This is a genomic window from Kushneria avicenniae (assembly GCF_900112585.1).
GTDB lineage: Bacteria > Pseudomonadota > Gammaproteobacteria > Pseudomonadales > Halomonadaceae > Kushneria > Kushneria avicenniae.
The window spans coordinates 583,318-600,014 of sequence record NZ_FOLY01000002.1 but is presented as its reverse complement, the minus strand read 5'-3'; the positions used below and the strand labels follow the sequence as shown (position 1 = coordinate 600,014).

The window sequence follows — 16,697 nt, the reverse complement described above, 5'->3', positions numbered from 1 at the left end:
CAGCCTGATCGAGCGCCACGTCAGTATCGTTGGCTCGCGCCTGTCAAGGCAGGGGGCGGCTGGCGTATAATGGCGGCCAAATGATTTCTGACGACGGGTACGCCATGACTTCTCCTGTCAACAACACAGCCTCCTCTTCCACCCCTTCAAGGGTCATCGTGGGCATGTCCGGCGGTGTGGACTCTTCCGTGACCGCCCTCTTGCTGCTCGAGCAGGGCTATCACGTGGAAGGCCTTTTCATGAAGAACTGGGACGAGGACGACGGTACCGAGTACTGCACGGCAAAGGCCGATCTGGCCGATGCCCAGGCCGTCTGCGATCGGCTGGGCATTCGCCTGCACACGGCCAACTTTGCCGCCGAGTACTGGGATAACGTTTTCGAACACTTTCTTGAAGAGTACCGGGCCGGTCGAACGCCCAACCCGGATATCCTTTGCAACCGTGAAATCAAGTTCAAGGTCTTTCTTGATTACGCCGCCATGCTGGGTGCCGACCTGATCGCCACCGGCCACTATGTCCGCCGCGAGGATCGTGACGGACATACCCTGCTGTGCAAGGGTATCGATGCCAACAAGGATCAGAGCTATTTCCTGCATGCGGTCAGTGAACAGGCCCTGAGTCGCACCCTGTTCCCGATCGGTGAAATGGAAAAGTCCGAGGTGCGGGCACTGGCCGAACAGCACGGCCTGGCCACGGCACGCAAGAAGGATTCCACCGGCATCTGCTTTATCGGCGAGCGTCGCTTTGCCGATTTTCTGCGCCAGTACTTGCCGGCACAGTCCGGACGGATCCAGACGCCGGAGGGCGAGGATATCGGCGAGCACATGGGGCTGATGTATTACACCCTGGGCCAGCGCCAGGGGCTTGGCATCGGGGGTATCAACGGCTATCCCGAAGCGCCCTGGTATGTGGCGGACAAGGATCTCGAGCGTAACGTTCTGATCGCGGTACAGGGCAAGCATCACGACCTGCTGTATCGCCAGTCGCTGACCACCGAAGTCATGCACTGGATCGGCGAGCCGCCGGCAACACGTGACTTTCGCGCCAGTGCCAAGATTCGCTATCGTCAGAGCGATCAGCCCTGCCGGGTGATCATCAATGAGGACCAGAGCGTGACGCTGATCTTTGACGAACCCCAGCGCGCCGTCACGCCCGGTCAGTCCGCGGTCCTTTACGAGGGCGGTGTCTGTCTGGGCGGTGCGGTGATTGCCACAACGTTTCGTCAGGCGCTGGAGAGTGCAGCATGAACAGTGAGGCGCGGCAGGCGCTGGCGCTGGCCGGCGTGTTTCAGGCCGCCACCGTGGTCGATGAACTCGCCCGCACGGGGCATACCAATGAGCGTGCCTGGTCGACCCTGATCAGGGCCACGCTGGATACCGACCCTGCCTCGTTCGAGGACATCTACGGCCATCAGATCAACAATCTGCGCCCCGGCATCGAAACGCTTGACGGTGTGCTCACACGCCAGCAGGTCTCTCCCAACGTCATGCGCTACGGCTTCTCGCTGATTCTGCTCATGCATCGTCTGCGCAAGAACACCGAGATGATGAACACGCTGGGCCAGCGGCTGAACCGGGTTCAGGCGCAGTCCGAGCATTTCGGCGAGCTGCACGAAAACGTGGTGGCAAGCCTTGGAGAGATCTATCAGGACACCCTTTCCACCTTTCGTTATCGCATCGTGGTACAGGGTGATCCTTCACTGCTTCAGAGCCGCCAGATGCCCGAAAGGGTCAGGGCGATCCTGCTGTCCGGCGTGCGCTTTGCCCTGCTCTGGCACCAGCAGGGTGGCCGGCGCTGGAAACTGATCGCCGGACGCAGCGGCATTCGACGCGCGCTCAAATCGCTCGACAGGTAATTACGGCTTTACGGGCAGCGCCTTCCCGGGCTGCCTTTTTAATTTCACAACGATTGGGTATGGACCCGGGACTCACGATGGAACTTTCAGCACTGACCGCTCTTTCTCCCGTTGACGGCCGCTATGGCAGCAAGACAATGGCGCTGCGTGAACACTTCAGTGAATACGGCCTGATTCGCGCTCGCGTCATTGTCGAGGTGCGCTGGCTGGAACGTCTGGCCGAACACGAGCAGATCGAGGAAGTCCCGCCGCTGTCGGAAACATCGCGCCAGTATCTAAATCAGCTGATCAGCGACTTCTCCGTTGAAGACGCCGAGCGCGTCAAGACCATTGAGCGCACCACCAATCACGACGTCAAGGCCATCGAATACTTCCTCAAGGAGAAGTTCGAGGGCCACGAAGAGCTGGAAGCCATCAGCGAATTCGTGCACTTTGCCTGCACCAGTGAAGACATCAACAACCTGTCACACGCGCTGATGCTGCGTGCCGGTCTCGATAACGTTTTGCTGCCCACCATGCGCGAGATCGTCGAGGCGGTAACCCGTCTGGCGCAGGAACATGCTGATCAGCCCATGCTGTCGCGCACTCACGGTCAGACCGCCAGCCCCACCACGCTGGGCAAGGAGATGGCCAACGTGGTGCATCGCCTGCGCCGTCAGCTCAAGCAGGTCGAGTCCATCGAAATGCTGGGCAAGATCAACGGTGCGGTCGGCAACTACAACGCCCACCTGGCGGCCTATCCCGAGATCGACTGGGCCGACAACGCACGCGTGTTCATTGACCGTCTGGGATTGACCTTCAACCCCTATACCACCCAGATCGAGCCGCATGACTACATTGCCGAATTCTTCGACAGTGTCTGTCGCTTCAACACCATCCTGATCGACTTCGACCGCGATGTCTGGGGCTATATCTCGCTGGGCTATTTCAAGCAGCGCACCGTGGAAGGTGAAATCGGCTCCTCAACCATGCCGCACAAGGTCAACCCGATCGACTTCGAGAACTCCGAAGGCAATCTGGGACTGGCCAATGCCATTCTGGGGCATCTGGCACAGAAGCTGCCGATTTCCCGCTGGCAGCGTGACCTGACCGACTCCACCGTGCTGCGCAACCTGGGCGTGGGTCTGGCGCACGGTCTGATCGCCTATCAGGCCACGCTCAAGGGCATCGGCAAGCTGGAAAGCAACCCGGAACGACTGAACGCCGACCTGGATCAGAGCTGGGAAGTGCTGGCGGAACCGGTACAGACCGTCATGCGCCGCTACGGTATCGAAAAACCCTACGAAAAGCTCAAGGAACTGACCCGCGGGCGCCGGATCGATCAGGCAGGTTTTGCCGAATTCATCGATACGCTCGAGCTGCCCGAAGAGGTGAAGGCGCGTCTGAAGACCATGACACCGGCCAGCTACACCGGTAACGCCGCCGAACAGGCACACGACCTTACACGCACCTGACATCCATCACGGGGCACAACCATTACGGGGCACAACTATCATGAGGCACAACAGATCATGACAGATCATACCCAACTCCCGCTGGGAGGCATGTCGGCCGAGACCTTTCTACGCGATTACTGGCAGAAAAAACCGCTGCTGATCAGGGGCGCCTTCCCGGACTTCCAGTCACCGCTTGATCCCGACGATCTGGCGGGGCTGGCCTGCGAAGACAACGTCGAAGCCCGTCTGGTCGAGCTGGAGGGGCCGGACAAGGTCTGGCAGGTCTCTCATGGTCCCTTTGACGAAGAGACCTTTGCCCGGCTTGGACGGCGCGACTGGTCGCTGCTGGTGCAGGCCGTGGACCACTACGTGCCGGAAGTGGACGAACTGCTGGAACACTTCACCTTCATTCCACGCTGGCGCCTTGATGACATCATGATCAGTTTTGCCCCACCGGGCGGCAATGTGGGCGCGCACGTTGACAACTACGACGTGTTTCTCCTTCAGGCCAGCGGTCAGCGTCGCTGGCAGCTTGGCGATGTCATGCCCGAGGATGCCCCCATCATTGATGGTATCGATCTGCGCATTCTGGCCGACTTTCAGGTCTCCAATGATCAGGAGTGGGTGCTCGAGCCCGGCGACATGCTGTATCTGCCGCCGCGCGTGGCGCATCACGGCGTCAGCGAAAGCGAGGACTGCATGACCTTCTCGGTTGGCTTTCGCGCGCCTTCCATGGATGAAATGGTGACGTCCTGGGCCGACTATCTGGGCGAGCAGCTCGATGAATCCTCTCGGTATCAGGATGGCGACCTCAATGCTTCCGATGACAGCGCCCTGATCGATGACACGACGCTGGCCCGCGTCCGTCAGCAGATGCTGGCCGCGCTGGATAACCCCGAGCAGATGGCGCAGTGGTTCGGGCGCACCATGACCCAGGTCAAATACCCCGATCAACTCATGCCGCCGATGACACCGGCCAGCGAGGACACCCTCAATCAGGCGCTCGTCGAGGGTGATCTGCTGGAACCGGCACCGGGCTCGCGCATGGCATGGCACCCGCATGGGGAAAGCGCCACGCTTTTTGTCGATGGCGACGGCTACGCCTGCAGCCCGGCACTGGCAAAGCGACTCTCTGCTACCAGATCCATCGATCAGGACGTGCTTGCAATGGAAGGCGCTACTGCCCTGCTGGCCACCCTCGTTAATCGTGGCAGCCTGCGCTGGGTGGAAGATGATGACGATTTCGATGATGACGATGACACTGCGGATGACTGAGCATGCGTGAGGGCATCGTGATCGAAAGCGGTGACTGGGCCTCGCTGAACGAGGCCTGCAGCCATATTCGACGCATCGTGTTCATTCAGGAACAGGGCGTGAGCGAAAGCGATGAGCTTGATGACCTTGACTCCGAGTGCCTTCATTTTTTAATGCATGACGGTGCGGTTGCCTGCGGCACTGCCAGACTGCTGCCTGATGGTCATATCGGGCGTGTTGCTATTCTGGCCTCCCATCGCGGCCGCGGGCTTGGCGTACAGCTGATGTATCATGTGATCGACAGTGCCCGCGCGCGCGGGTTTACCCGATGCGAGCTCAGCGCCCAGACCCATGCTCTGGGCTTTTACAAGCAGTTGGGCTTTGTCGCCCATGGAGAGGTCTACAGCGAGGCCGGCATCGATCATCGCGACATGACCCTGAGACTTGCCTGAGCATTGACGCATCATCGGTGGCAGTGGATATGTCTGCAGGCTACAGTGTTGCAGATGCCTTGTGGCAATCGATTGGACAGTCACCGTAATGCCGTTGCAGGTAGTGGAAACCTCTATTCATTCTGATTGTCAAACAGTGTTCCAGAACAAACAGCCCGTCGGTTTCCCTTGCCGACGCAGGAGTTACCCATGAAGCGTTATCTTGTTGTTGCAGCCCTTGGCGCCCTGACTCTTGGAGGGTGTGCCAATAGCGATATCTATTCCGGCAACACCTATACCGGTAATCAGGCCAAGACCGCCCGTAACGTGACCTACGGCACTGTTACCGGTGTGCGGCCGGTCACCATTCAGGCCGGCAATGAAAACAATTCGGGTCTGGGCGGCATCGGCGGCGCCGTACTCGGCGGCCTGCTGGGCAACCAGTTCGGCGGTGGCTCCGGACGTGTTCTGACGACCGCAGTAGGCGGCATTGGCGGCGCCATCGCCGGCAGCAAGGTTGAAGATCGTGCCAATCAGGTCAGCGCCTACGAGATTCAGGTCCGAACCGACAGCGGCCAGGACATTGTGGTGGTCCAGAAGGCAGATACGCCCTACCAGCCCGGTCAGCGGGTCCGGCTGATCGGCTCCGGCAACAGCATGAGCATTGCACCGGAATAAGCCTTCTCAACCCCTGACATCGTTGCGCACGTAAAAAAACCGCCATCAAGGCGGTTTTTTTAATACATCCGATAAACATAAGGGAAAGCAGGATGTTCGATCATCGGTTAAAGTAAGCCCGTTAAGGAAAATAATGTCATCAAAAAGGGAACTTTTCTCATGATCCGTTGCGCGATACTGGTGGGCAGTAGCCTGCTTTTTTCCGCTTCTGCCATGGCAGATGGCGTTTTGACCTTCAAGTTCACCAACGACTTCCTTGCGGCTCGAAGCGATGACGGTCACTACACGAACGGGCTTGAGGGCAGCTGGAGTTTCGAACCGGAAGGCAATCACTGGACCCGCTCGGTCGCCAGCTGGATCCCGGGCTGGGCCGCTGGAGATGTGGATGCCGCCTCCTACCGGTTCGGACAGCAGATGTACACACCGGAAGATACCAAACGCCGCGACCTGATCACCGATGACCGCCCCTATGCAGGCTATCTTTACGGTGGGCTGTCGCTTTATCGCCATAATATGACGCCAAAATGGCGTATTGATGATGCCTTCTCACTGGATGTCGGTCTTGTCGGCCCGGGCTCGGGGGCCAAGGCAGTACAGAAAAACTTTCATCACCTGGTCGATAGCGACGATCCCAGGGGATGGCATAATCAATTGCATAATGAGCCTACTGTCACACTCGCCATGCAGCGCAGCTGGTGGTATCGCGACAGTCTGGGCAGCCTGGCACTGGAATATGGTCCCAATGCAGGCTTCGCCCTGGGGAATCTGTACGACTACGCTTCCGCCGGACTGGGCATTCGACTGGGTCGACGACTGGATGACCTGTACACCACCCCCAGCATGGCCCCTTATACATCCTCGGACATGATGTTTTCCCGCGATCGCGCCTTCAACTGGTACCTGTTCGGCAATGTTCAGGGACGCTTTGTGGCCCACAACATGCTGCTGGATGGCAACACCTTCGAAGACAGTCACAGCGTTGACAAGCGACAGTGGGTTGGTGATCTGGAGATTGGTGGCGCGATCTCATGGGATCGCTACAATTTAAGTCTGATAACCCTGAAACGCAGCCGCGAATTCGAACAACAGGATGGAGATGACTACTTTGGCGTTGTCACCCTCTCCAGTTGGCTGTAGTGCTTGCCCCTCTGGATAGACCTGATCCAGATATGCCGATTACGTCTACCATACTCACCATAGTCTTTATCTATTAAACCAATGATAAAAACTGCAAAAAAAATACGTGACAAATAAAACAGTGTTTTCTATAGTTTCGTCATGCATTAAGAAACACCGTTTTCTAATCAGAATCAAGCGAGACACCCCCTCGTCTTGAGCAAGGAGAAGATCATGACTCTGAACAAAATTTTCGCAGCTTCTGTTCTGGTAGGTACCAGCGTTTTCGCCGCTCAGTCTGCCATGGCTTATGGCCAGGGTGATGTCTATGCCCGCGCCGATGTCGTCAAATCCGACATTACGGCCAGCGGCGGCTTCAATGACGAAAACACCTGGAACGGCGCTATCGGTGTCATGCCGTTTGACAAGCTGGGCGTTGAACTCAGCGGCAGCAATAGCAATGATTACGATGGTAACAATGGTGACAGCTTCAAGATGAAGCAGTACAACATCATGGCGCAGTACTACCCGCTGGGCGGCACTGATTCGCGCGTTCAGCCGTATGCCGGCCTGGGCGCCAGCTACGTTACCTTTAATGATTCAAGCCTCAACGGCGGCGCTGACAGCTTCGAGAAGCGTCAGTGGGCACCGACTGCACAGGTTGGTACCGATCTTATGATCACTGACAACTGGGCGCTGAATGGCTTTGTCCAGTACACTGATCTGAAAGCTGATTACACCGATGGCGGTGATCGTGATATCGATCCGCTGACTGTAGGTGGCGGTGTCTCCTTCCGCTTCTAAGCGGCTGAACACGACATCTTCTGCGCAGGTTACTGCAGAATACAAAAGGCCACCCTACCGGGTGGCCTTTTTCTTGTCCTTTTATACCGGTTGCGCTTATTTTGGCGTGCTTCTGGAAATACCCAGCGTCAGTAGCGCCTCGTCTCCAAGGCTGTCGATACACTCCTGAGCATTCAATTGTTCAAGATAGGGGTAACTGAGAAAGTCCCTGCCAGCCAGAAGATGTGACAGGTATTCGCGTGCGGGCAGCCGATCGGATGCCGTTTTTTCTGGCAACGCCACATAAACCCATGCTGCCAGCGGACCGTGAAGCGTCTCTACCGTTTCGACCTGACGACAGTATTCGGTGGGATGACCCTCAAAGGGGTCCATTTCCCGAATCTGCGCGGGATGGCTCAGTTCATACAGCACCCCTTCGACCTGCCCGCCCTCTTCCATTCTGACATTGGCATGCGCCACGCCGTCCACACGAGAAGCCTTGTCGAAATAAAGCTGCCAGTTCTTGAGCGTCGCCGACAGCATGCGCCGAGTGGCGCCGACGCGAGCCTGCATTCTGGCCACGTTCATGTTGCTGCCGTAGGCAAAGTAGTAATGCACCTCCACGCCACTGTCGGCCGTCGAGCTGCTCATTGCTCCTCCTGTGCCCGCAGCTCGCCATGAACCAGCACGTTATCCACATCGCGCAGCGCTTCCAGAATCGGCAGCCGAACGCTGGTCCTGCTTTCCTGCAGATATACCTCGGCTGCCGGCGCGATGTTGGCGCTGGCCGGCAGCGAGTGCTCGTTTTCCATCAGCCGTCGCAGCCGGGGGATCAACACAAATTTCAGCCACTGACCCAGCGTCATGGTATCGGCATAAAAGGGCTGCTCACTGTCAAAGGCGGAGGGGTCCGGCTCGATCTGGTTCTGCCACAGATCCCCCGCGCGCATGGCAGCTTCGAGCCGCGTCAGAGCGATATCCAGCGATTCATGTTGCGTCATTGAAACTCCCATTGAAGAAATGATGTTGATCATTATGCGGGCGCGGCAGGATGAATAAAATGATGAACGCCTGACACGAAGCTGCCATTAAATGGTCATCACCTTTTGCACAGATCGACTGAACGAGATTGTGGATAAGCCATGGATAGTTTTGCCCGCCCCTGTTGATTCGCCGGCTCCGGAAAATTGTTTATTTTTTGCACAGCACTCTACTGGCGCACTGACCGTCAACACGATACATTGCGCGCCCGCGCCGACATGAATCTCTCTGGAAATGCCTTGATGTTAACGCCTACGCTCGTCGACCTTTTTGCCCATGCCGATATCACGCCCCGCATTTACCATCTCGGTCGCCGAGTGGCGCCCTGCGATATCGAGCACTTCAGGGCCTTCGAGGCGCAGCAGGTAGCGTGGTCCCAGCCCTGGCAATCACAGGCCAGAGTCGCACTGGTGTTCACTCCCGCACCCGGGAGCGAGCCCATGATCTGGTGTCTGGCACTGCCTCTGGATGAGCAGTCCATGCTGGTGCCGGCAATGCGCGATAATTTCCTTGATCAATTGATAGGCACCGTCCAGCGCTCACCCGACGGCAGCCTGTCGCTCGACAGCGCTGCAGAAACGCTCAAAAACGTTGCCATTGCCCATCAACCTGATGATTTCACCAGAGCCATGTTGCACGCACGCATTGCGCATGACCTGGCCCGGCCACCCAGCCAATACCATGATGGCGCGCGTGCCTATTACCTGGGGGATGATGATTCAGACAATGATGAGCCGTCATGGCAGGAGCTGGGGCTACAGGGCATCGCCGATCTTGTCGTGCGTCGAACAAATGAAGATGAGCTTTGTCTGGCAACCCGCGTCTCGGATCTCCCTGATCAGGCACTGATCGCCCTGTGCGACGCTCTTGCCCATGCCTGCGTGCAGCAGGAAGCGCTGCTCGAGGCGCTGATCACGCACTACGAGACCGAAAACAGTGCCTCTCTGCAACAGGCTGTTTTGGGCGCCATTCTCTCCAGCCCGCTCGAGCGCGCCGGTATCTGGCTTGAACAGCGGCTTGACGGTGCGCCAGACGCTGCAGAGCTTGCCGTCATGGCCGCCCGCGGCTGGCATCATCTCGAACACGAGCGTCGCTCCATCAGCTATCTTGTCACTATCTCGCAGCTTGAAGCACACGATTTCAGGGTACTGGTTCGTGACCTTACCCGGATTCCGCGCCTTCGGCTGCCCCTGATCATGGCCATGAAACAGGCAAGCCCCGGCTCCAGCCTGTGGCAGCAGATTGACGCGATACAGAGAGAACAGCATGGATGAGCTACCCTATACACCAAGAGCCATCGTGGGTCGTCGTGAAATGGTGACCCTGCCTGAACTCGATTTACGCCTGAACTGCAAGATCGACACTGGTGCCAGAACGTCTGCCCTGCATGCCGAAAACATTCATGCCTTCGAGCAGCATGGTCAGTGGTGGATCAGCTTCAATACGTTGAGCGGCGATGCGCTGCAGGATGCCGGTCGTTTCACCCTGCCGCTCAGTGATCGACGCAAGATCAGAAGCTCCAACGGCCATGCCAGCTGGCGATACGTGATTCGCACGGCCATGCGGCTGGGAGAACTGACCCAGGATCTGGATCTGACCCTGGTGGATCGCGCAGCCATGAAACATCCCATGCTGCTGGGACGTCGTGCCATGAAAAGGGTGCTGGTCGCCCCGGGCGCGTCCTTTTTGCATGGCACCCCCTGAGCCCGGTTCAAAAGGACTTCTCATGCATATCGCCTTGTTGTCCCGCAATCGTAATCTGTACTCCACACGACGACTGATCGAGGCTGCCGAGCAGCGTGGGCATACGGTACGCGTGATCGATACCCTGCGCTGCTACATGAACATCGCCTCTCACCACCCCACGATCCACTACCGTGGTGAGGAACTCGAACCCTTTGATGCCGTCATCCCGCGTATCGGTGCCTCGGTCACCTTTTACGGCACGGCGGTGCTGCGTCAGTTCGAGATGATGGGTACCTATGTCCTCAATGATTCGGTCGGCATTACCCGCTCGCGTGACAAGCTGCGCTCGCTACAGCTGCTGTCGCGCAAGGGGCTGGGGCTGCCGATTACAGGATTTGCCCACTCCCCTGACGACATCCCTGACCTGATCAAGATGGTCAAGGGTGCGCCACTGGTCATCAAGCTGCTGGAGGGTACTCAGGGCATCGGTGTGGTACTGGCAGAAACCCAGCAGGCGGCCGAGAGCGTGATCCAGGCTTTCATGGGGCTCAACGCCAACATCATGGTGCAGGAATACATCAAGGAAGCCCGTGGTGCGGATCTACGCTGCTTTGTGGTTGGAGACAAGGTCGTGGCCGCCATGAAACGCCAGGCGGCCGAAGGCGAGTTTCGCTCCAACCTGCACCGCGGCGGCAGCGCCAGCAGCATTCGCATTACCCCGGAGGAACGCTCCACCGCAATTCGCGCAGCCAAGGCCATGGGTCTTCAGGTGGCGGGTGTGGATCTTCTACGCTCCAACCACGGGCCGGTCATCATGGAAGTCAACTCCTCGCCGGGGCTTCAGGGCATCGAGACCAGCACCGGCAAGGATGTGGCAGGCATCATTATCGAGCATATCGCTCGCAATGCCGCACCGGCCAAAAAGGCACCGCCACGGCCCAGGGGCTGACAGCCTGACGGGGCATCAGGCCACCACCAAGAGCGCGCGGCGCCATCGGCAGGTATTTTGCAGGATTAATCCCTGCTGATGGATGTTACAAATCTCCCGGGCGCGTTAGAATTTCAACGCTTTCCCAATTCTTCTGGCATCAGTGGAGATAGCCCCTCATGTTTCTCGACAATCGCCAGGCGGCGATGGATAACCTGCTCGAGGCTCTGGCCGATAGCCTTGACTATTATCAGGATAATACTGCCCGCCTGCGCAATGACATGCGTGAGGCACTCACCCCCTGTTTCGAGGAACGTCGTCAGGACATGCGTCTGCTACAGCAGCAGGCGCGACGTCATCTTGATCTTCTTCCCCGCGATGCCGATGTCGAGCGCGATGACTATCTCTGGCTCTGGAGTCGTCTCAAAAGCTTTGTGGTCAATAACGAGCACGTACTGATCAACGAGCTGCTTGAGCAGGAGCGCGTCATCATGCAGGCCCTGTCGACCATGATGACCCACGCTCTGCCCGAGGAGATCGAGCCTGTCATGGAGCGGCTATGGAAAAACTGCCGCGCCACCATCCGGATTCTGCACCAGTATCAGCATCAAAAAAGACGCTGATCGACTGGATCGAATGCCCGCCAGTGCTTCATCGACGCCTCGTCTGGACGAGTATCGAGAAGGCTTCGAACATCACTCAGGGCGCTTTCCACCGGTGCCGGCATGGATACACGCTGATAAACGGGAATGATGGCGCCGTCGGCGTCGCCGGTGGGCAGCGCAATGCTGGGCCCCAGAAAGTAGGGGTGACGATCCAGCAGGTAGAGATCAGCAATCACCTGTACCCGGGCAAATACCTCTCTTGCCCACATCCAGCGATCATCGATGATCGAGCGCTGGCGCGTGGCGCACCCCCTGGCGTCCAGCCCGAGATACTGCGCAATGAACAACGCCCGCGGCAGATGCCAGCGCTGTGAAATGAGTGTGACCCTCGAGACGCCAAAGACATCCCGGCTGCGGGTGAGCGTGTCGAAGGTACTGAAACCGGCGTAGTCCAGCGTCATGACCGCATCCGGGATCTGCACTCGACGCAAATCACGCCACATTCTGATGGGCTCGTTGTAGTAGCGCGTGTGGTTATCCCCCGACAGCAGCAGATGATCCACCTGCCCCGATTTCCAGAGACGCGCTGCCAGATCGAGTCTGGCTCGATACCAGGGATTTTCCCCTCCACCGCGAAGTCCGTAAGACGTGCCAAAGACCAGCCCGACCGGTTCATGCACGCACTGCTCGCTCTCAAGCGTGATGCTGGCATGAGTCTTGCGCCATACCCAGTAGTTGGCACCTGCCGTTATCACGACGGCCAGCACCAGTGCCATGGCCCCCATGATGGCCATGGCCTTGAGCAATCCTGCCATGTATTTGTTCATGCGTGGGGAGATCACCGAAACAGACCGCCCGTCAGCTTAAGCGAGTGCCCGTAACCGAGCAATCCCCATGCAAAAACGCCCCGAGAGTAATGCTCTCGGGGCGTCAAACAAGGCCTTTTGTGAGGTTCAAAACATGTTGAGCGCAAGCCTTGCCTCATCGCTCATCATGTCCCGGGACCACGGTGGGTCGAAAACAAGCTCGACATTGACGCGAGTGATCTGCTCGGCGCCAAGAATCTTGTGCCTGGCGTCTTCGGCAATCACCTCGCCCATGCCGCAGCCCGGCGCCGTCAGCGTCATTTTGATCTGTGCCATTTTCTGGCCATCGATCAGGGTCGTGATTCGACAGCCGTAGACCAGACCCAGCTCGACGATATCGACCGGGATTTCGGGGTCAAAACAGGTGCGAAGCTGCGCCCAGGCAAAGGCCTCCAGCGCCTCATCAGTTGCGCCGTCAGCCAGATGGGGCCTTTCCATGGGCTCCATTCCGAAGGCATCCAGATTGAAGCCCTCGATCAGGAACATGTTGCCCTTGTGCAGCACCGACACCGACGTTCCGAGCGCCTGCATGACCTGAACCGTCTCGTCCTCGTCAAGCCAGACCGGCTTGCCAAAGGGAATCGAAATGGCCTCGACATTACGCTGCAGCGGCAGCTGTTGCCCCTTCTGCAGGGACGTGATCGCGCTCATCAATAACCCTCTTTGATATGCTCAGTCCCGGACCATGGTCACGACACGCTGGAGGGCATCGACAAAGTAATCGACCTCTTCAAGCGTATTGTACGCGGCAAACGAGGCCCGGCAGGTGGCATCAAGCCCGTAGTGATGCATCAGAGGCTGCGCGCAGTGATGCCCGGTGCGGATGGCCACGCCAAACTGATCGACCAGCAGACCGATGTCCTGAGAGTGGGCGCCTTCCACCACAAAGGAGATCACCGCCGCCTTGTGCGGCGCCTCACCAATGATGCGCATGCCGTCGATGCCCTTCATGCGATCGGTGGCATGCTTCAAAAGACGCTGCTCCCACTCTTCAAGCAGCTCGAAGTGAAGATTGGTTACCCAGCGAATGGCGCGCTCCAGCGCAATCACTTCGGCGATGGCCGGGGTGCCGGCCTCGAAGCGATGGGGAGGCTCGGCAAAGCGGGTGCCCTCTTCAAGGCTGACGGTCCTGATCATTTCACCACCGCCCTGCCAGGGCGGCATCGCCTCCAGCAGGGACAAACGGCCATAGAGCACGCCGATACCGGTCGGCCCGTAGAGCTTGTGTCCAGAAAAGGCGTAGAAGTCAACGTCGAGAGTCTGAACATCAACACGAGTATGCGCGACCGCCTGAGCGCCATCCACAAGAATGCGCGCATCATGTTCATGGGCAATGCGGGCCATCTCGGCGACAGGGTTGACCGTCCCCAGCGCGTTGGAGACATGCGCCACACACACCAAACGGGTTCTGGACGTGAACAGCGCCCGATAGGCATCCATGTCCAGCTCGCCGCGCTCATCCACCGGAATGATCCGAATGGTGAGCCCCTTCTCCTGCGCCAGCATCTGCCACGGCACAATGTTGGAGTGGTGCTCGAGCCGGGAAATCAGAATCTCGTCGCCCTCGACGAGCTGGCTGCGCCCCCAGCTTTGAGCGACCAGATTGATGGCTTCCGTGGTACCACGCGTAAAGATGATCTCGCGAACATCTTCGGCATTGACGAACTCACGTACGGTGTCACGGCTGTGCTCATAGGCCTGCGTGGCTTCATCGGCAAGACGATGCAGCCCGCGATGGATATTGGCGTTGTAGCGCTCGAAATAATCCACCCAGGTATCCAGCACGGCTTTCGGGGTCTGGGTCGTCGCGGCATTATCAAAATAGACCAGCGCCTTGTCCCCGTGGACCCTGCGGCCCAGCACGGGAAATTCCGCGCGCAGGACCTCGACATCCAGCGTGAGTTCGTCAGTCATGCTCATAGCGAAGTATCTTCTACCAGACTTTCGAGATTGAAGCGGTCAGGCAGTTTGCCCGCAACCGCACGTTCGACCCGATCGGTCAGCTCGCCATGGCGAATGCGCTCCATGACCTCGTTGGCAAAGGCCAGCGTCAGCAGCCCGCGCGCCATCTGCTCGTCGATGCCCCGGGCACGCAGGGCAAAGATGGCATTCTCGTCAAGCTGACCGGTGGTCGTCCCGTGAGAGCACTGCACGTCATCGGCGTAGATTTCGAGCTCGGGCTTGGTATCAATCTCGGCACGATCGGAAAGCAGCAGGTTGGCGTTGTTCTGATAGCCCAGCACCTGCTGTGCATCCCGCTTGATATACACCCGGCCGTTGAAGACCCCGCGGGCGCGACCGTCGAGAATACCCTTGTAATTCTCGTTGGAATACGTGCGCGGCGCGTTGTGGTTGACCTTGGTGTGGTTATCGATGTGCTGTCGATCCTGACCGAAAAAGAGCCCCAGCAGATCCACCGTGGCGTTCTCGTCGTTGAGATCGCTGATCAGGTCGTTGCGCACCACGGCACCGCCCAGATTCAGGTTGTGCGAGGTGAAGTTGGTGTCGCGCTGCTGGTCCACCTGAATGCTGGCAACGTGATATTCACTCTGACTCGCCTCCTGCAGCTTGTAGTGCGAAAGCCTCGAGGCCGGTGCCATCTCGATTTCCGTGACGACATTGGTCAGGTTGGCAGCGCCCTGCTCGCCCGCGTAGTGCTCGATCAGGGTTGCTTCGCTTTCGGCCTCACAGCGCACCAGAATGCGCGGATGGCTCATCACCGGCGTGGTGTTGTTACGCGAAATGAACAGCAGATAGATCGGCGTTTCAACTGCCTTGCCTTTACCGATATTGATCACGGCACCTTCGCCGGTCAGCGCGGTATTCAGCGCGGCAAAGGCGGAGAAATCGATGGCAGTCAGCCGTCCCAGCTGCTCGCTGATGGCCTGCTGATCACCGGCCATGACCCGGGACAGCGGCGACACCTCAACACCTTCCGGCAGTCTGTGAAGATCGGACAGCGCTTCACTGAAGAGGCCATCGACAAAGACCAGTCGGCAGGCATCGATATCCAGCCTGAGCGCGTCAAAGCGCGCGTGATCCAGCTCGGCGCTGTCTGCCTGAGCGAAATCGGCACTGGAAAGTCGTGACATGTCGGTGTACTTCCACGCCTCGTCACGACGCGTGGGAAAGCCGACCGTTTCAAAGTGTGAAGCTCCGGCACGGCGCTTCTCGGAGAGCCACTCGGGCTCACCGGAAGGTGCTTCATGCAGGCGCTTGATGAGCGTTTCAGGCAGACTCATGCAGCCGGCTCCTCGATAACCCATTCATAACCGCGTGCTTCAAGCTCTTCGGCCAGGTGACGATCACCGGACTTGGCGATGCGACCATCAATCAGGACATGCACCTGATCCGGCGTGATGTGGTTCAGCAGACGCTGATAGTGGGTCACCATCAAAATCGCGCGATTCTCGTCACGCAGCGAATTGACGCCCTCGGCCACCACTTTCATGGCGTCGATGTCGAGACCGGAATCGATCTCGTCAAGCAGAGCCAGCTTCGGCTGGAGCACCAGCATCTGAAGGATTTCGTTGCGTTTTTTCTCACCACCGGAGAACCCCTCGTTGACGGCGCGGTGCAGAAAGCTCGAATCCATCTTCATGAAGCTGATCTTCTCCTTGATCAGTTTCATGAACTCCGGCGCCGGCATCTCGTCAAGGCCCTGAGCCGCACGCTGGGCATTAAGCGCCGACTTGAGCAGATAGATGTTCTTGACCCCCGGAATTTCGACCGGGTACTGGAAGCCCATCAGAAGGCCTGCCTGAGCACGCTCTTCGACTTCCATCTCCATGAGATCCTTGCCGTCAAAGGTAATGGAGCCCTGGGTCACCTCATAGCCATCGCGACCGGCCAGCACGGCTGACAGGGTCGATTTTCCCGCGCCGTTGGGGCCCATGATGGCGTGTACTTCACCGGGATTGATGGTCAACGTGATTCCCTTGAGAATTTCGCTGCCTTCTACCGTGGCGTGAAGGTCCTTGATCTCGAGCATGTTGTAACCCTGATTCTGTAATGATGC

At 58.4% G+C, this 16,697-nt stretch carries 19 protein-coding genes; 12 read left to right on the top strand and 7 right to left on the bottom strand.

What is annotated here, in order from left to right:
* Window positions 1-104: 104 nt before the first annotated feature.
* From mnmA to BM079_RS06015, 8 genes are all read left to right on the top strand, one after another.
* Complete coding sequence (mnmA, locus tag BM079_RS06050; RefSeq protein ID WP_090132044.1) at window positions 105-1,247, top strand: tRNA 2-thiouridine(34) synthase MnmA; 1,143 nt, start codon at window positions 105-107, stop codon at window positions 1,245-1,247.
* Window positions 1,244-1,855, top strand: a complete 612-nt coding sequence (gene hflD / locus BM079_RS06045; protein WP_090131772.1) for a high frequency lysogenization protein HflD — start codon at window positions 1,244-1,246, stop codon at window positions 1,853-1,855. The genes mnmA and hflD overlap by 4 nt, the downstream gene beginning before the upstream one ends.
* Window positions 1,856-1,932: 77 nt before the next feature.
* Window positions 1,933-3,309, top strand: a complete 1,377-nt coding sequence (gene purB, locus BM079_RS06040) for an adenylosuccinate lyase (RefSeq protein ID WP_090131770.1) — start codon at window positions 1,933-1,935, stop codon at window positions 3,307-3,309.
* Between the two features lie 57 nt (window positions 3,310-3,366).
* Window positions 3,367-4,566, top strand: coding sequence for a ribosomal protein uL16 3-hydroxylase (locus tag BM079_RS06035; RefSeq protein WP_090131768.1), 1,200 nt, complete (start codon window positions 3,367-3,369; stop codon window positions 4,564-4,566).
* Window positions 4,567-4,568: 2 nt separating this feature from the next.
* Window positions 4,569-4,997 (top strand): GNAT family N-acetyltransferase, encoded by a 429-nt coding sequence (locus BM079_RS06030; protein WP_090131766.1) that lies wholly within the window; start codon window positions 4,569-4,571, stop codon window positions 4,995-4,997.
* A gap of 189 nt (window positions 4,998-5,186) precedes the next feature.
* Window positions 5,187-5,654, top strand: a complete 468-nt coding sequence (locus BM079_RS06025) for an outer membrane lipoprotein (protein ID WP_090131764.1) — start codon at window positions 5,187-5,189, stop codon at window positions 5,652-5,654.
* Window positions 5,655-5,813: 159 nt separating this feature from the next.
* Complete coding sequence (locus tag BM079_RS06020; protein WP_090131762.1) at window positions 5,814-6,791, top strand: lipid A deacylase LpxR family protein; 978 nt, start codon at window positions 5,814-5,816, stop codon at window positions 6,789-6,791.
* 213 nt (window positions 6,792-7,004) lie between these two features.
* A complete protein-coding gene (locus BM079_RS06015; RefSeq protein ID WP_090131759.1) occupies window positions 7,005-7,574 on the top strand; it encodes an OmpW/AlkL family protein in 570 nt (189 codons plus the stop codon).
* 96 nt (window positions 7,575-7,670) lie between these two features.
* Here the strand turns inward: BM079_RS06015 and BM079_RS06010 are convergent, their stop codons facing one another.
* The gene (locus tag BM079_RS06010; RefSeq protein ID WP_245742840.1) at window positions 7,671-8,204 is read right to left on the bottom strand and encodes a gamma-glutamylcyclotransferase family protein; all 534 of its coding nucleotides are present in this window, start codon (window positions 8,202-8,204) and stop codon (window positions 7,671-7,673) included.
* On the bottom strand, window positions 8,201-8,554 hold the full coding sequence (locus BM079_RS06005) for a YqcC family protein (protein ID WP_175489615.1): 354 nt from the start codon (window positions 8,552-8,554) through the stop codon (window positions 8,201-8,203). Before BM079_RS06005 ends, BM079_RS06010 begins: the two co-directional genes overlap by 4 nt.
* 282 nt (window positions 8,555-8,836) lie before the next feature.
* Between BM079_RS06005 and BM079_RS06000 the strand changes: the two genes are divergently transcribed.
* The 4 genes from BM079_RS06000 (at window position 8,837) to BM079_RS05985 (ending at window position 11,831) form a co-directional block, all read left to right on the top strand.
* Entirely contained in the window at window positions 8,837-9,868 is a 1,032-nt protein-coding gene (locus tag BM079_RS06000; protein WP_245742853.1) for a DUF3549 family protein, read from the top strand.
* Window positions 9,861-10,298: an ATP-dependent zinc protease family protein gene (locus tag BM079_RS05995; protein ID WP_090131753.1), complete on the top strand. Its 438-nt coding sequence runs from the start codon at window positions 9,861-9,863 to the stop codon at window positions 10,296-10,298. The genes BM079_RS06000 and BM079_RS05995 overlap by 8 nt, the downstream gene beginning before the upstream one ends.
* Window positions 10,299-10,320: 22 nt before the next feature.
* Window positions 10,321-11,229, top strand: a complete 909-nt coding sequence (rimK, locus tag BM079_RS05990) for a 30S ribosomal protein S6--L-glutamate ligase (protein WP_090131751.1) — start codon at window positions 10,321-10,323, stop codon at window positions 11,227-11,229.
* Between the two features lie 158 nt (window positions 11,230-11,387).
* A complete protein-coding gene (locus BM079_RS05985; protein WP_090131749.1) occupies window positions 11,388-11,831 on the top strand; it encodes a hypothetical protein in 444 nt (147 codons plus the stop codon).
* Here BM079_RS05985 and BM079_RS05980 read toward each other — a convergent pair.
* From BM079_RS05980 to sufC, 5 genes are all read right to left on the bottom strand, one after another.
* Window positions 11,816-12,628: a SanA/YdcF family protein gene (locus BM079_RS05980; protein WP_245742839.1), complete on the bottom strand. Its 813-nt coding sequence runs from the start codon at window positions 12,626-12,628 to the stop codon at window positions 11,816-11,818. The genes BM079_RS05985 and BM079_RS05980 overlap by 16 nt on opposite strands.
* 138 nt (window positions 12,629-12,766) lie before the next feature.
* The gene (sufT, locus tag BM079_RS05975; RefSeq protein WP_090131748.1) at window positions 12,767-13,330 is read right to left on the bottom strand and encodes a putative Fe-S cluster assembly protein SufT; all 564 of its coding nucleotides are present in this window, start codon (window positions 13,328-13,330) and stop codon (window positions 12,767-12,769) included.
* A 21-nt stretch (window positions 13,331-13,351) separates the two neighbouring features.
* Window positions 13,352-14,599 carry an aminotransferase class V-fold PLP-dependent enzyme gene (locus BM079_RS05970; protein ID WP_090131745.1) on the bottom strand — a complete coding sequence of 416 codons (1,248 nt, stop codon included), beginning with the start codon at window positions 14,597-14,599 and terminating at the stop codon, window positions 13,352-13,354.
* Window positions 14,596-15,921, bottom strand: a complete 1,326-nt coding sequence (gene sufD, locus BM079_RS05965; protein WP_090131743.1) for a Fe-S cluster assembly protein SufD — start codon at window positions 15,919-15,921, stop codon at window positions 14,596-14,598. The genes BM079_RS05970 and sufD overlap by 4 nt, the downstream gene beginning before the upstream one ends.
* Window positions 15,918-16,670 carry a Fe-S cluster assembly ATPase SufC gene (sufC, locus tag BM079_RS05960; RefSeq protein WP_090132037.1) on the bottom strand — a complete coding sequence of 251 codons (753 nt, stop codon included), beginning with the start codon at window positions 16,668-16,670 and terminating at the stop codon, window positions 15,918-15,920. Before sufC ends, sufD begins: the two co-directional genes overlap by 4 nt.
* Window positions 16,671-16,697 lie beyond the last annotated feature (27 nt).

Excerpts from the sequence above, each read along its gene's own strand:
- mnmA (WP_090132044.1), top strand. The coding sequence starts at position 105 with ATGACTTCTCCTGTCAACAACACAGCCTCCTCTTCCACCCCTTCAAGG.
- hflD (WP_090131772.1), top strand. The coding sequence starts at position 1,244 with ATGAACAGTGAGGCGCGGCAGGCGCTGGCGCTGGCCGGCGTGTTTCAG.
- purB (WP_090131770.1), top strand. The coding sequence starts at position 1,933 with ATGGAACTTTCAGCACTGACCGCTCTTTCTCCCGTTGACGGCCGCTAT.
- BM079_RS06035 (WP_090131768.1), top strand. The coding sequence starts at position 3,367 with ATGACAGATCATACCCAACTCCCGCTGGGAGGCATGTCGGCCGAGACC.
- BM079_RS06030 (WP_090131766.1), top strand. The coding sequence starts at position 4,569 with ATGCGTGAGGGCATCGTGATCGAAAGCGGTGACTGGGCCTCGCTGAAC.
- BM079_RS06025 (WP_090131764.1), top strand. The coding sequence starts at position 5,187 with ATGAAGCGTTATCTTGTTGTTGCAGCCCTTGGCGCCCTGACTCTTGGA.
- BM079_RS06020 (WP_090131762.1), top strand. The coding sequence starts at position 5,814 with ATGATCCGTTGCGCGATACTGGTGGGCAGTAGCCTGCTTTTTTCCGCT.
- BM079_RS06015 (WP_090131759.1), top strand. The coding sequence starts at position 7,005 with ATGACTCTGAACAAAATTTTCGCAGCTTCTGTTCTGGTAGGTACCAGC.
- BM079_RS06010 (WP_245742840.1), bottom strand. The coding sequence starts at position 8,204 with ATGAGCAGCTCGACGGCCGACAGTGGCGTGGAGGTGCATTACTACTTT.
- BM079_RS06005 (WP_175489615.1), bottom strand. The coding sequence starts at position 8,554 with ATGACGCAACATGAATCGCTGGATATCGCTCTGACGCGGCTCGAAGCT.
- BM079_RS06000 (WP_245742853.1), top strand. The coding sequence starts at position 8,837 with ATGTTAACGCCTACGCTCGTCGACCTTTTTGCCCATGCCGATATCACG.
- BM079_RS05995 (WP_090131753.1), top strand. The coding sequence starts at position 9,861 with ATGGATGAGCTACCCTATACACCAAGAGCCATCGTGGGTCGTCGTGAA.
- rimK (WP_090131751.1), top strand. The coding sequence starts at position 10,321 with ATGCATATCGCCTTGTTGTCCCGCAATCGTAATCTGTACTCCACACGA.
- BM079_RS05985 (WP_090131749.1), top strand. The coding sequence starts at position 11,388 with ATGTTTCTCGACAATCGCCAGGCGGCGATGGATAACCTGCTCGAGGCT.
- BM079_RS05980 (WP_245742839.1), bottom strand. The coding sequence starts at position 12,628 with ATGGCAGGATTGCTCAAGGCCATGGCCATCATGGGGGCCATGGCACTG.
- sufT (WP_090131748.1), bottom strand. The coding sequence starts at position 13,330 with ATGAGCGCGATCACGTCCCTGCAGAAGGGGCAACAGCTGCCGCTGCAG.
- BM079_RS05970 (WP_090131745.1), bottom strand. The coding sequence starts at position 14,599 with ATGAGCATGACTGACGAACTCACGCTGGATGTCGAGGTCCTGCGCGCG.
- sufD (WP_090131743.1), bottom strand. The coding sequence starts at position 15,921 with ATGAGTCTGCCTGAAACGCTCATCAAGCGCCTGCATGAAGCACCTTCC.
- sufC (WP_090132037.1), bottom strand. The coding sequence starts at position 16,670 with ATGCTCGAGATCAAGGACCTTCACGCCACGGTAGAAGGCAGCGAAATT.